Annotated in this window: 12 protein-coding genes; 2 read left to right on the top strand and 10 right to left on the bottom strand. The window is 62.6% G+C overall.

The window, feature by feature from the left end; all coding sequences use genetic code 11:
• Positions 1 to 35: 35 nt before the first annotated feature.
• The 3 genes from edd to zwf all read right to left on the bottom strand — a co-directional run bounded on the left by edd (position 36) and on the right by zwf (position 4,098).
• Complete coding sequence (gene edd, locus C8D77_RS27865; protein WP_109670260.1) at positions 36 to 1,859, bottom strand: phosphogluconate dehydratase; 1,824 nt, start codon at positions 1,857 to 1,859, stop codon at positions 36 to 38.
• A gap of 71 nt (positions 1,860 to 1,930) precedes the next feature.
• A complete protein-coding gene (pgl, locus tag C8D77_RS27860) occupies positions 1,931 to 2,647 on the bottom strand; it encodes a 6-phosphogluconolactonase (protein ID WP_109670257.1) in 717 nt (238 codons plus the stop codon).
• Positions 2,629 to 4,098 (bottom strand): glucose-6-phosphate dehydrogenase, encoded by a 1,470-nt coding sequence (zwf, locus tag C8D77_RS27855; RefSeq protein ID WP_109670254.1) that lies wholly within the window; start codon positions 4,096 to 4,098, stop codon positions 2,629 to 2,631. The genes pgl and zwf overlap by 19 nt, the downstream gene beginning before the upstream one ends.
• Positions 4,099 to 4,413: 315 nt before the next feature.
• Between zwf and C8D77_RS27850 the strand changes: the two genes are divergently transcribed.
• Positions 4,414 to 5,160 carry an SDR family oxidoreductase gene (locus C8D77_RS27850; protein WP_109670597.1) on the top strand — a complete coding sequence of 249 codons (747 nt, stop codon included), beginning with the start codon at positions 4,414 to 4,416 and terminating at the stop codon, positions 5,158 to 5,160.
• A gap of 112 nt (positions 5,161 to 5,272) precedes the next feature.
• Here the strand turns inward: C8D77_RS27850 and C8D77_RS27845 are convergent, their stop codons facing one another.
• The 4 genes from C8D77_RS27845 to C8D77_RS27830 form a co-directional block, all read right to left on the bottom strand.
• Positions 5,273 to 6,136: an SH3 domain-containing protein gene (locus C8D77_RS27845; protein WP_164757879.1), complete on the bottom strand. Its 864-nt coding sequence runs from the start codon at positions 6,134 to 6,136 to the stop codon at positions 5,273 to 5,275.
• A gap of 363 nt (positions 6,137 to 6,499) precedes the next feature.
• A complete protein-coding gene (locus C8D77_RS27840) occupies positions 6,500 to 7,786 on the bottom strand; it encodes an NAD(P)/FAD-dependent oxidoreductase (RefSeq protein ID WP_109670593.1) in 1,287 nt (428 codons plus the stop codon).
• Positions 7,787 to 7,900: 114 nt separating this feature from the next.
• Entirely contained in the window at positions 7,901 to 8,257 is a 357-nt protein-coding gene (locus C8D77_RS27835) for a four helix bundle protein (protein ID WP_281040328.1), read from the bottom strand.
• 34 nt (positions 8,258 to 8,291) lie between these two features.
• Positions 8,292 to 9,728, bottom strand: coding sequence for a glutamine synthetase family protein (locus tag C8D77_RS27830; RefSeq protein WP_164548587.1), 1,437 nt, complete (start codon positions 9,726 to 9,728; stop codon positions 8,292 to 8,294).
• A gap of 164 nt (positions 9,729 to 9,892) precedes the next feature.
• Here C8D77_RS27830 and C8D77_RS27825 point away from each other — a divergent pair, with 164 nt between their 5' ends.
• Positions 9,893 to 10,609, top strand: a complete 717-nt coding sequence (locus tag C8D77_RS27825; protein ID WP_109670247.1) for an HAD family hydrolase — start codon at positions 9,893 to 9,895, stop codon at positions 10,607 to 10,609.
• A gap of 71 nt (positions 10,610 to 10,680) precedes the next feature.
• Here C8D77_RS27825 and C8D77_RS27820 read toward each other — a convergent pair whose 3' ends face one another.
• The 3 genes from C8D77_RS27820 to aceA form a co-directional block, all read right to left on the bottom strand.
• On the bottom strand, positions 10,681 to 11,085 hold the full coding sequence (locus C8D77_RS27820; RefSeq protein WP_425453766.1) for a response regulator: 405 nt from the start codon (positions 11,083 to 11,085) through the stop codon (positions 10,681 to 10,683).
• A 279-nt stretch (positions 11,086 to 11,364) separates the two neighbouring features.
• The gene (locus C8D77_RS27815) at positions 11,365 to 11,607 is read right to left on the bottom strand and encodes an SMc00767 family acetate metabolism repressor (RefSeq protein WP_006202762.1); all 243 of its coding nucleotides are present in this window, start codon (positions 11,605 to 11,607) and stop codon (positions 11,365 to 11,367) included.
• Between the two features lie 59 nt (positions 11,608 to 11,666).
• Positions 11,667 to 12,956: an isocitrate lyase gene (aceA, locus tag C8D77_RS27810; protein WP_109670241.1), complete on the bottom strand. Its 1,290-nt coding sequence runs from the start codon at positions 12,954 to 12,956 to the stop codon at positions 11,667 to 11,669.
• Positions 12,957 to 12,959 lie beyond the last annotated feature (3 nt).

Here is a 12,959-nt window from a genome sequence, read left to right as displayed (position 1 = left end):
AGCCGCCCTTTTTCATGGGCAGGATGGTGATCCCATCAAGCCGTGCCGAAGGCGCTGGCGCCATGATCGGCGCGGCCGACCAATTGCCGGAAGCCAGCGAACAGCTCGCGGCCAAAACCGAATTCATTGCCGATGAGATCAGCTTCCGCCGTACGGCGTAGTGCGAATTCCGGTGCCGGCACAAACACTTCCAGCGTGCCTGCATCGGCGTCCAGCCGGATAACGTCGCCCTCGTGGATCCTGGCGATAGGACCGTCCTCGACCGCTTCCGGCGTCACGTGGATCGCCGCCGGCACCTTGCCGGAGGCGCCCGACATGCGCCCGTCGGTGACCAGCGCCACGCGCTGGCCGCGATCCTGCAGGATGCCGAGCACGGTGGTCAGCTTGTGCAGTTCCGGCATGCCGTTGGCCTTAGGTCCCTGGAAGCGGATAACGGCGATGAAATCGCCGGTCAGCGTGCCTGCCTTGAACGCTTCATTCAGCCCTTGCTGGCTGTCAAAGACCTTGGCCGGCGCTTCGATGATGCGGCGCTCCGGCTTTACGGCGGAAGTCTTGATGACGGCGTGGCCGAGATTGCCCGACAGCACCTTCAGGCCGCCGGTCGCCTGGAACGCCTTGTTGAACGGCGCCAGCACTTTCTCGTCGCCGCTTGTCCGCGGCGAGGCTTCGCGCACGACGCTGCCATCGGCGCCAAGCTTTGCTTCAACCGCGTAGGGCCGCAGGCCTTCGCCCCATACCGTCTGCACATCCTCGTGCAGGATGCCTTCGTCGAGCAGTTCGCGGATCAGGAAGCCGAGCCCGCCGGCGGCGTGAAAATGGTTCACGTCGGCGAGACCATTAGGATAGACCCGCGCCAGCAGCGGCACCGCTTCCGAAAGATCGGAAATGTCCTGCCAGGTGATGGCGATGCCGGCCGCCGCAGCCATGGCGATCAGGTGGATGGTGTGATTGGTCGAACCGCCGGTGGCATGCAGGCCGACGACGCCGTTGACGATCGAGCGCTCGTCGATCATCCGGCCGACCGGCGTATAGGCGTTGCCCAGCGCGGTGATCGCCAGCGCCCGCTTGGTCGCCTCGCGGGTCAAGGCCTCGCGCAGCGGCGTGCCGGGGTTGACGAAGGACGCGCCCGGCGTGTGCAGGCCCATGATTTCCATCAGCATCTGGTTGGAATTCGCCGTGCCGTAGAAGGTGCAGGTGCCTGGCCCATGGTAGGATTTGGACTCGGCCTCCAGTAGTTCGGCGCGTCCTGCCTTGCCCTCGGCATAGAGCTGGCGGACCTTAGCTTTTTCGTCATTGGGCAGGCCGGTCGTCATCGGCCCGGCCGGAATGAACACCGCCGGCAGATGGCCGAAGGTGAGGGCTGCGATCACCAGCCCCGGCACGATCTTGTCGCAGACGCCGAGATAGACGGCGGCGTCGAACATGTTGTGCGACAGGCCGATCGCCGCGGCCATGGCGATGACATCGCGCGAAAACAGCGACAGCTCCATGCCGGGCTGGCCTTGCGTGACGCCATCGCACATTGCCGGCACGCCACCGGCCACCTGCGCGATGCCGCCGGCTTCGCGTGCCGCGTCCTTGATCAGCGCCGGAAAGGTCTCGAACGGCTGATGCGCCGACAGCATGTCGTTGTAGGAGGTGATGATGCCGAGGTTCGGCACCTTGTCCGCACCCAGCGCCAGCTTTTCCGAGGGGCTGCACACCGCAAAGCCGTGAGCAAGATTGCCGCACGACAGCACGGCCCGGTTGGCGGTGCGGTTCGATGCCTCGGCGATGCGGCTGAGATAGCGCTCGCGGCCTGGCTTTGAACGCTGGCGGATGCGCTCGGTGATGGCTTCGATGTCGCGTCTGGCGGTCATGGTGTCGGTCCTTTCAGGCGAGGTCCCGGAACACAATCCGGCTGTCCGCCGGGACCCTCAGCAAGTTCAAATCAGGGGGCCCAGAAAACCTCTACGGGCTTGTGTGCGGCGTCGAGCACGGCGCGGATTGGCTTTCGCGGTCCAGGTGCCACCGCGCTGTCGAAGGCGGTGCGCTTGTCCTCGCCTTCGATGTGCAGCGCGATGAAGCCGGCATTGACGATGCGCGCCAGCGACAGGGTCAGCCGCGGCTCGCCCGCACTTGCCGCATGAACCGGCAGCACGATCCTGTCGGAAGACGGGTCGAGCAGCGTTGCCAGGTCGTCGGCATCGGGAAAGAACGAGGCGGTGTGGCCATCCGGCCCCATGCCGAGCACGACGACATCGAGCGGCCAGGGCAGGGACTGGAGCGCCGCATTGTCGGATGAAGCCGCATCCTCGATGCTGGTGGCTTCGTGATAGAGCGGCACGAAGCGCGCCGCCCTGGCCGCGTTCTGCAGCAGATTGGCGGCCACCAGGCCGGCGTTGGAACGCGGCGAGGAGGCTGGCACGAAGCGCTCGTCGACCAGCGTCACGATCACCCTGTCCCAGGCGATGGGTATCGCCGAAAGGGCGGCGAAGAATTTTGCCGGCGTAGTGCCGCCGGAGACGGCGAGCAGCCCCGTGCCGCGCTCGGCGATTGCGTTGGTCAGGCGGCCGGCGACATGACCGGCAAGCGCCGCCGCCAATTCCTGGCGCCCGGCGAAGCCGTTCCAGCTATAGGCGGCGCTGTTCAATTGCTCTCGTGCCATGTCCGCCCGTCACGTTCGATCAGCGCTATCGAGGCCGAGGGACCCCAGGTGCCTGCCGTATAGCCCTGCGCTTCCTGTCTGGCGCTTTCCCAGGCGTTCTGGATCGGATCGATCCATTTCCAGGCCGCTTCGACTTCGTCGCGGCGCATGAACAGGGTCTGGTTGCCACGGATGACATCCATGATCAGCCGCTCATAGGCATCCGGCGCGCGGCCATCGAAGGATTGCGCGAAGCTCATGTCGAGCGAGATCTGGCGCAGCCGCATGCCGCCCGGACCCGGGTCCTTGATCATGATGAACTGCTTGACGCCTTCGTCGGGCTGCAGCCGGATGACCAACTGGTTGGCGAAGATCGGCCCGGCGCTGTCGCCGAAGATCGAATGCGGGATCGGCTTGAATTCGATGACGATTTCCGAAACCCTGGTCGCCAGCCGCTTGCCGGTCCTGAGGTAGAACGGAACGCCCGCCCAGCGCCAGGTGCCGATCTCGGCCTTGATGGCGACGAAGGTCTCGGTGTTGCTGTCGTGGGCAAGCTCCTCGACATAGCCCTTTACAGCTCCGCTGGCCGAGGCGCCTGCGCGGTACTGGCCACGCACGGTGTGCTTCGGCGCCTCGTTGCCGTTGATGCGCTTCAACGCCCGCAGCACCTTTAGCTTCTCGTCGCGCACCGCGTCTGCATCCATCGACGACGGCGCTTCCATGGCGACGAGGCACAAGAGCTGCAGCATATGGTTCTGCACCATGTCGCGCAGCGCGCCGGCCTTGTCGTAATAGGTGACGCGGTCTTCCAGCCCAACGGTCTCGGCCACGGTGATCTGCACGTGGTCGATATGGGCGGAGTTCCACAGCGGCTCGTACAGCGCGTTGGCAAAGCGCAGCGCCATCAGATTCTGCACCGTCTCCTTGCCGAGATAGTGGTCGATGCGGAAGATCTGGCTTTCGTGGAAATCGTCGCCGACCAGGTCGTTGAGCGCTTGCGCCGAGGCAAGGTCGCGGCCGATCGGCTTCTCCAGCACGATGCGGGAGTTCGGCGTGATCAGATTGTGCTCTTTCAGCTTATGCGAGATATCGCCGAACAGCGCTGGCGCCACCGCCAGGTAGAAGGCGCGGATGCGGTCGCTGTCGCCGATCGCCTTCTTCAATTTGTCGAATCCGGCCCCGCTTGTCGCATCGGCCGAGACATAAGAGAGGCGTGCCAGAAAGGTCTTCAGTTCCTTGGCGTCGATATCGGCCGGTTTGACGTGCTCGGAGATCGCCTGCTTGGCGAAGGCCTGGAATTCCTCATCGCTCATCTTCGAGCGTGACGTGCCGATGATGCGCGTCGGCTCGGAGAATTGATGGTCGCGCTGGCGATAGTAGAGCGACGGCAGAAGCTTGCGCTCCGACAGATCGCCGGTGCCGCCGAAAATGATGAAGTCGAAAGGGTCGACGGGGATGATCTGGCTGGTCATGGTCTGTCCGCTTTGACGCCGGTCGCTGTGACGCGGCTGATATAATCTAATCGATTTAAATTTTCCAGTGCCATGGTGTCACATCTGGGTGTATGCGCCTGCCCCTTGACAGTCCGATGACCTGGGGGCTTGTCGACAGGCGCGGCTCCGGAAGCCTTCGCAGTTGCAGCATAGAGCGGGATCGAGGCGAAAGCCAAAGGAGAAATCGGCAATGACCGCACATCTTTCGACCAATCCGGTCAGAAGCCGTGGCTTTGCGCGGATGAGCGCCGTTGGCGCACTGGTAGACCGTCACCAGTCATGAGCGGGAAAAACATGCGTCTGGAAAACAAGGTTGCCGTCATCACTGGTGCCGCGTCGGGCTTTGGCGAGGGCATCGCCAGGCGCTTTGCCGAGGAGGGCGCCAGGGTCGTTGTCGCCGATCTCAATGCCAAGGGTGCGGAGCGCGTCGCCAGCGATATTGGTGAAGCGGCGATCTGGACCCAGACGGATGTTTCGCTGCGCTCCGAATTCGACGAGATGGTCTATGCCGCCAAAAGCGCCTTCGGCCGCATCGACATCATGGTCAACAATGCCGGCTACACCCATCGCAACGGCGACATGCTCAATGTCGACGAGGAAACCTTCGACCTGATCACCGCGGTCAACATGAAGGCGATCTATCACGCGGCGCTGGCCGTGGTGCCGATCATGGAACGGCAAGGCGGCGGCGTCATCCTGACCACCGCCTCCACCGCAGGTCTGCGGCCGCGACCGGGTCTCACCTGGTACAATGCGTCGAAAGGCTGGGCGATCACCGCCACCAAATCGATGGCGGTGGAACTCGCGCCGAAGAACATCCGCGTAAACTGCCTCTGTCCGGTTGCCGGCGAGACCGGCATGCTGGAGAAGTTCATGGGTGCCGATACGCCCGAAATCCGCGAGAAGTTTCGGGCATCGATCCCGCTCGGCCGGCTTTCGACGCCACTCGACATTGCTAACGCAGCGCTCTGGCTTGCCTCGGACGAGGCGGCCTTCATCACCGGTGTGGCGATCGAGGTCGACGGCGGCCGCTGTATCTGAAAGCCTGGTGTATGTCGCCCAAAAGTGCGAAGCGATTTTGGGGCAACGAAATGCACCAAAACAAGAGGTACGCCAACGCAGCCAGCGTTTCGGCGACAGGTTGCGGTGGCTGTCAGGCGCCGGTCTTGATGTAGCTCTTGTAGACCCAGCCGGTCTTGCCGTTGTAGGTGATCTGGCACCATTGCTTGCAGCTCATTACCTGCACCGAGGTTCTCGCCGGCACCGTGCCGATGGCGGCGGCATTTTTCTTCGGACCGCTTCGCATGGTCACGGTCCTCAGGATACGCCCCGTTCCGGCGGCTGCGAGCTTCCTGGGCTTCGCCTTGGCCTGGCTGCCGTCGCTTTCCGCCGCCGCGGGCTGCTGCTCCGGCACTTGCGGCTGCACCGTGGGGATGGCTGCGGTTTGTGCGCCATCGGGATGGCTGCCCGCCGCTGCGGTCGGCGCGGCAACCTTGGCGAGTTCGGTGCTGGCATCAGTATCGGTTGCCGGCTGCACGAATGCCGCCGTCGGCTTGTCCGGCGCCTGTTCGGCCTGGTTCGCCATCTGGCTGGGAGCAGGCGCGTCCGAAGCGGATGCAGCCTTCGGCTGCGAACCGGTCCAACGAGGATCGTTGGCCGCGAGTGCTTGTACGTTGGTTTGCGCGGCCGCCACACTTGGTGAAACCGCGTCGGACTTGCGCGCCTGCGGCACGGCCGCCGCAGCGACTGCGGCCCCCACCGGGGCGATTTTCGTCGTTTTCACCGGAATGGTCGGAATGGTCTGCTCGGGGCTCGCGGCCGCCTGCCTGTCATTGGCCGGCAAAGCCAGCCACAGTGCCACCGCGGCGACGCCAAGCAGTGCGGCGGTGCCGATCGCGGCGATCACCAGATGCGAATTCGAACGGACTTCCTGCCAGAAGGACGGCCGCATGTCATATCCGAACTGCATGGCAAAGCGCCGACGTTCCGGCGTACCGAAACTGAAGGGCTCTCTCACTCTTGCCACCTCCATAAGCGGGCCGATGTTCTTTCGATCGAATGCCAAGAACCTGGCGCCAGATCTGCATCGGTCCCAAGAAACCAAAGCGGGCAAGCCCGCAGAATTCCCCGTCAGTCGCCCACAACCGGCATCTTTTGCCGGCGATTGTGGCATCACTACGCCTTCCCTGCGATTCTGCACCTTTGCCGGGGATTCTGCAATGTGCCGCTACGGCAACAAATATTACAGCAATATTACAGGAATTCAGAACGATCCTGTCCAGCCTGAGGCAGGATCCCGAAAGTGGCTTCAGGCCCTCGCCAAAAATCATGCCAACCAGCAGATGGAACCGATCCTGTTTCCGTCGGGACGGAACAGGCTCTATATCCTGTCCCGTAGCGCAAACCAGTTGAGCGCCAGGAACAGCAGTGGCGTGCGGAAGCGCCGGCCGCCGGGGAACTGCGGGATTTTCAGATCCTCGATCAGCTTCAGCCGGTCGCGGTTGCCGGCAACGGTTTCGGCATAGAGCTTGCCGAAGAAGTTGGACAGCATGACGCCGTGGCCGGAATAGCCGCCGGCCGAGATCACATTGGGCATCACTTCGCGCACGAACGGCTTTCTCGGCACCGTGATGCCGACATAGCCGCCCCAGCCATGCGTGATCTCGACATCCCTGAGTGCCGGATAGAGTTCCGCGATCTGGCGGCGGATGTGGATGTGGATGTCCTTCGGATCGTTGACGCCATAAACCTCGCGTCCGCCGAACAGCAATCGCCCGTCCTTCGATCTGCGGAAATAGCGCACGACGAAGCGGGAATCGTCGACCGCCTCGCCGCCCGGCAGCACGTCTGAGTCCGCGCCCAGAGGAACGGTCGCGCCGATGAAGGAACCGATCGGCATGATGTGCGCCGCACTCACCGGCTCGAGCGTGCCGCCATAGGCATTGACTGCGATCAGGCATTTCTGCGCGGTCACCGTGCCTCTCGGTGTCGAAACCTTGACCTTGCCGCCATTGGAAATGATGCCGGTCGATGGGGTTCCCTCGAACAGCTGCGCGCCCGCTTGCGCTGCCACCCGCGCCGTGCCGATCACCAGCTTCATCGGGTGGATGTGGCCAGTGCCGGTGTCGCGCGTCCCGCCGAAATAGGCGGTCGAGCCCAACCGCTCCGCCGTCTCCTTGGCATCCATGAACGAAATATGCGGGTAGGAAAAACGGCTCGCCATGGTCTCGGCATGCGCCTTGTAGTCGTCGACGTAGCGCGGCTTGTGCGCCACCGAGAGCTGGCCCGGCATATAGTCGATATCGATCTGGTTGGCGGCAGTGAATTCGAGGAGATGCGTCTTCGCCTCTTCGGCGAGATCGAACAGCGCCTTGGCGCGGGAGAAGCCATACTCGGCTTCCAGCTCCTCTGCCCAGGCGCGTTGGCCGGTGCCGAGCTGACCACCATTGCGCCCCGAGGCGCCATCACCGAAGCGATACGCCTCGATCAGCACGACATTGGTGCCCGCCTTGGCCAGATGGGTTGCCGCCGACAGACCGGTAAAGCCGCCCCCGATGATGACGACATCGCATGTCCGGTCGCCATCCAGCGCCGGGTATTCAGGTCTCGGGCCGGCTGTGTCCTCGTACCAGGAGCGGCCGGGGGAGATCGGGGATTGGTAAGGCATGAGAAGTCCTAGGGCAGTAGGGCAGTAGGGCAGTAGGGCAGTAGGGCAGTAGGGCAGTAGGGCAGTAGGGCAGTAGGGCAGTAGGGCAGTAGGGCAGTAGGGCAGTAGGTGGGGCTATTCCGGTGACAGTTTTCGGATCAGAAGCCGCAAGAGCGTTCCTACGCTCTCACTGCGGGTCATCAATGGTTCGACCGTCTCGTGCGAGGCGATTCCGACGCGTTGCGCGATCAGCAGATGGGTCTCCAGTTCCTTGAGGGATCCCTGGGCGATCCTGAGAAATTGCTGATAGGAAGCTCGGCTTTCGCGCCCGTAACCTTCGGCAATGTTGGCGGGAACGGAGGTGGCTGCACGGCGTACCTGAGTCGTCAGTCCGTAAAGCTCATCCCTTGGCCAAGCTCTGGTTGTTTCGTAGATCGATACCGCCAGATCCATAGCTTGCTGCCAGACAATTAAATCCCTGTACGATTCAATCTTGGCTGCCCTACTGCCCTACTCCCTTATTCCCCTACACGTTGAGAAGCAGATACTCCCGCTCCCACGGACTGATCACTTCCATGAAAGTCTCGAATTCCGCGCGCTTGATCGCCGCATAGGTCGCGGCGAACGACTTGCCCAGATGCGCGCAGAGTTCCTCGTCGCCCTCGAACAGGTCGACGGCTTCGAGCAGGCCACGCGGCAGGTCGATCTCGTCCGCATTGGCGGTGGTCAGCACCGGAGGCTCGGCCTTGATCTTGTTGGTGATGCCGATCAGCCCGCAGGCAAGCGATGCCGCCAGCGCCAGATAGGGGTTGGCATCGGAGGACGGGATGCGGTTTTCGACGCGCCGTGCCGCCGGATCCGAGCGTGGCACGCGAAACGCCGTGGTGCGGTTGTCATAGCCCCATTTGTTGTTGACCGGCGCCGACGCCGCCTGTGTCAGCCGGCGGTAGGAATTGACATAGGGCGCGAACATCACCAGCGCGTTCGGCACATGCTTCTGCATGCCGCCGATGAAATGGAAGAAGGCTTCGGTTTCCGAGCCGTCCTCGGCCGAAAAGATGTTCTGTCCAGTCTTCTTGTCGATGATCGACTGATGGATGTGCATGGCGGAGCCGGGCTGCCCCTGGATGGGCTTGGCCATGAAGGTGGCATAGATCTCGTGCTTGAGTGCTGCCTCGCGAATGGTGCGCTTGAACATGAACACCTGGTCGGCCAGTTCGATCGGGTCGCCATGGCGCAGATTGATCTCCAGCTGGCCGGCGCCTTCCTCGTGGATCAGCGTATCGATCTCCAGGCCCTGGCTTTCGGAGAAATGGTAGATGTCGTCGATCAATTCGTCGAATTCGTTGACGCCAGCGATCGAATAGCCGGCGCCGCCGCCGATCGCGCGTCCCGAACGGCCGACCGGCGGGGTCAGCGGATAGTCCGGATCGGGATTCTTGCGCACCAGGTAGAACTCGATCTCGGGCGCCACCACCGGCTTCAGGCCGAGCTTGTCATAGGCAGCCACCACACGCTTCAACACATTGCGCGGCGTGAATTCGACCGAGCGTCCGTCCTGGTGGACGAGATCGCAGATGACCGCGGCCGTAGGGTCTTCTTCCCAGGGCACCACTGTCAGCGTCGACAGGTCCGGCATCAGTTTGAGGTCGCCGTCGTCTTCCGGGTAATGGAAGCCGTTGCCATCCTCGGGGTAGCCGCCGGAAATTGTCGTCATGAAGACTGCCGACGGCAGTGCTAGCGAGGTGTTGGAGGTGAATTTCTTCGATGGCATCATCTTGCCACGCGCGACGCCTGCCTGATCGGGCGTGATGCACTCGATGTCCTCGATGCCGCGCCATTCCAGCCAGGCGCTGACTTCCTTCCAGTTCTTGACGCCCCGTTGGTTTTTCACGAAGGCAGGCGTGCGGGCACGTCCTCCGCGGCTCGACGGACGGACTTCCTTTTTTGCAGGCGGCATCATTCACCAGATTGGGTTGCGGATTGTGGAGTATAGCCGTGCGCCCCTATGGAAGGGAAGGGGAGCCGCGTCGGGCATTGGCTGACGCGGTTGAAAATCGCTCCAATCGGCTTAGTTTCGGCCGTCCCAATTCCAATCGAGGCCCCCAATCTTAATCGAGAAATTGAATGCGGCGCGACAACAAACTGACGACGATCGGCTTCGACGCCGACGACACCCTCTGGCAGAACGAGCAGTTCTTCCGCCTGACGGAAAAGCGCTTTGCCGCCATGCTTGCCGATCATGGCGAAGAGGAGCACATCTCGGCACGATTGCTGGAGGCCGAAAGGCGCAACCTCGCCGTCTATGGCTTCGGCATCAAGGGGTTTACCCTGTCGATGATCGAAACGGCGGTCGAGGTCACGCAAGGCCGCGTGCCGGCATCGGTCATATCGGAAATTCTAGATGCCGGCCGCGAGATGCTGAGCCATCCGATCGAGGCCCTGCCGCACGCGCGCGAGACTGTCGAGAAGCTTGCCGGCGCATTCCGCCTTGTGCTGATCACCAAGGGCGACCTCTTCGACCAGGAGCGCAAGCTGACTGGCTCTGGCCTGGGCGATCTGTTCGATGCGGTCGAGATCGTCAGCGACAAGAGTGCTGCCACCTATAGCAGGCTCTTCAGCCGCCACGGCGATGGTCCGGCGAAAAGCATGATGGTCGGCAACTCGCTGAAGTCGGACGTGGTGCCGGCCATCGAGGCCGGCGGTTGGGGTGTCCATGTGCCGCATGAACTGACCTGGGTGCTGGAGCATGTCGAGGCGCCGGCTGCCGAACCGCGGTTCCGCCAGATATCCGATCTCGGACAACTGCCCGGACTGGTTGAAAGCATCGTGAGTGCAGGCTGATCGCCGGATCCAGCTATTTGTTTTCGCATTTCCGGACGGAAAACCGCCGACACACTTTTCCTGCAATTGCTCTAGCGGCCGATCAGGCGATCGATCACCGGTTGCAACCGTTCGGGCGTGATCGGCTTGGCGACCACTACGTCGATGATATCTGACAGGCCCAGGCTTTCCGTCGTGCCATTCTTGGTTGAAAGCAGGATCACCGGTGGCTGTGATTTGCCCGAGGCCCGCCGCAACGCGGCGATGCTGGACATCAGATTGTCGCAGTCCTTGTTGTCGGCGCCGCCGTCAAGGACAACCGCGCCGGGAATGAGGGACCGCAAGATCCTTGCCGCCGTGTCGGGAGATTCCGAAATCGGCTTGAGCCCGGATCGCTCGACGATCTTTGAAATCACCACGCGATTGACTGGCGATCTGCCGACGACAAGCACCTGCGACGGATCACGGATCGTCTCGGTGCTTGTGTCGCGGGTCACCAGATTCGGATGTCTTGGAGTCTCGCCTTCGCGATTCACTGGGCACACAAGTCGGCCAAGAAGCTCGTCCCTATTTCAATGCAGAGTTGAATCTCAGGCGCAATTGGCGTGAGATCGCTACCCATGTCAAGTTGAAATAAAAGGACCCGAAATCATCTCCGGGAGCAGTGAATTTAAAGCAACGCTACTGTACTCAACTGTCCACACGTGAATTTCATGAAAAGAAAATTCACCTGCGCAGAGGCTGCGCAGGTGATGGGTCGGTTGCAATGATTTCGATCAGCCGTGGCTCTGCTGTGTGACGATCACCGGGATCAGCAGATCGCCCCAGTTGCCGTCACCGCCGTGATGCCGTGCCGAGCGCACGAGCTCAACCGAGACGCCCGCCTCGACCGCCTTCATCACCGACTGGTTGAGGCGGTGCAGGTCGTTGGCCAGCATGCGGATCGTCGCTTGCTGATCGACGCTCATCGTCGTGGACTGTTCCTCGGCGCGTTCCTTGACACGGCTTATCGATGCCATTGGTCTTCTCCTTGTGTTCCAAGCCCTGTTGGGCGTTTCCTCTGTATTTCTGTGATCCGCTATTCCGCGGCCGGTTTGAACTGCGCGTGCTCGGTCGATTCATGCATGGCGGTGGTCGACGACTGGCCGCCGGTGATCGCCATCGACACGGCGTCGAAATAGCCGGTGCCGACCTCGCGCTGGTGCTTGGTCGCGGTGTAGCCATTGGCCTCGGCCGCGAACTCCGCCTCCTGCAACTCGGAATAGGCCGCCATCTGCCGCGCCTTGTAGCCGCGCGCCAGTTCGAACATGCCATAGTTGAGCTGGTGGAAGCCGGCGAGCGTGATGAACTGGAACTTGTAGCCCATGGCGCCGAGCTCCTTCTGGAACCTGGCGATCGTCGCGTCGTCGAGGTTCTTCTTCCAGTTGAACGATGGCGAACAATTGTAGGCGAGCAGCTTGTCGGGGTGATGCTTGCGCACGCCCTCGGCAAATTTCTTGGCCTGCACCAAGTCGGGCTTCGAGGTCTCGCACCAGATCAGATCCGCGTAAGGCGCATAGGCGATGGCGCGGGCGATGCAGGGCTCGATGCCGTTCCTGACATGATAGAAACCTTCTACCGTGCGCCCGACGCCGTAGTCGACGAAAGGCTGGTCGCGTTCGTCTATGTCGGAGGTGAGCAGCTTTGCGGCTTCCGCATCGGTGCGCGCGACGACCAGGGTCGGCGTGCCCATCACGTCCGCCGCCAGGCGCGCGGCGTTGAGGTTGCGGATGTGCGCCGCGGTCGGGATCAGCACCTTGCCGCCGAGATGGCCGCATTTCTTTTCCGACGCCAGTTGGTCCTCATAGTGGACGCCGGCGGCGCCCGCCTCGATGAAGGCCTTCATGATTTCGAAGGCGTTGAGCGGTCCGCCGAAGCCGGCTTCCGCGTCGGCGACGATCGGCGCGAACCAGGTCTCGACCGAAAGCCCGTTGCCTTCGGACGTTTCGATCTGGTCGGCGCGCTGCAGCGTGCGGTTGATGCGCTTGACCAGTTCCGGCGCCGCATTGGCCGGGTAGAGCGACTGATCCGGATACATCGCGCCAGCCGTGTTGGCGTCGGCGGCAACCTGCCAGCCGGACAGATAGATCGCCTTCAGTCCGGCGCGCACCTGCTGCATCGCTTGGTTGCCGGACATGGCGCCGAGCGCGTTGACGAAATCCTCCTCGTGGATGAGCTTCCACAGCCGGTTGGCGCCCATTTCGGCGAGGCTCTGGCGGATCTGCACCGAACCGCGCAGCCGCTTCACATCCGCCGCGGAATAGGGCCGTTCGATACCGTCGAAGCGACCTTCCGGCGCCGATGGGACGAGGTTGTAAAAATCAGTCATTGG

This window comes from Mesorhizobium loti, from assembly GCF_003148495.1.
GTDB lineage: Bacteria > Pseudomonadota > Alphaproteobacteria > Rhizobiales > Rhizobiaceae > Mesorhizobium > Mesorhizobium loti.
This window is presented reverse-complemented; position numbering and strand designations above follow the sequence as displayed.

What these genes read in the sequence shown, in the direction of transcription:
- edd (WP_109670260.1), bottom strand. Translation starts at nt 1,859, where the DNA reads ATGACCGCCAGACGCGACATCGAAGCCATCACCGAGCGCATCCGCCAG.
- pgl (WP_109670257.1), bottom strand. Translation starts at nt 2,647, where the DNA reads ATGGCACGAGAGCAATTGAACAGCGCCGCCTATAGCTGGAACGGCTTC.
- zwf (WP_109670254.1), bottom strand. Translation starts at nt 4,098, where the DNA reads ATGACCAGCCAGATCATCCCCGTCGACCCTTTCGACTTCATCATTTTC.
- C8D77_RS27850 (WP_109670597.1), top strand. Translation starts at nt 4,414, where the DNA reads ATGCGTCTGGAAAACAAGGTTGCCGTCATCACTGGTGCCGCGTCGGGC.
- C8D77_RS27840 (WP_109670593.1), bottom strand. Translation starts at nt 7,786, where the DNA reads ATGCCTTACCAATCCCCGATCTCCCCCGGCCGCTCCTGGTACGAGGAC.
- C8D77_RS27830 (WP_164548587.1), bottom strand. Translation starts at nt 9,728, where the DNA reads ATGATGCCGCCTGCAAAAAAGGAAGTCCGTCCGTCGAGCCGCGGAGGA.
- C8D77_RS27825 (WP_109670247.1), top strand. Translation starts at nt 9,893, where the DNA reads ATGCGGCGCGACAACAAACTGACGACGATCGGCTTCGACGCCGACGAC.
- C8D77_RS27815 (WP_006202762.1), bottom strand. Translation starts at nt 11,607, where the DNA reads ATGGCATCGATAAGCCGTGTCAAGGAACGCGCCGAGGAACAGTCCACG.
- aceA (WP_109670241.1), bottom strand. Translation starts at nt 12,956, where the DNA reads ATGACTGATTTTTACAACCTCGTCCCATCGGCGCCGGAAGGTCGCTTC.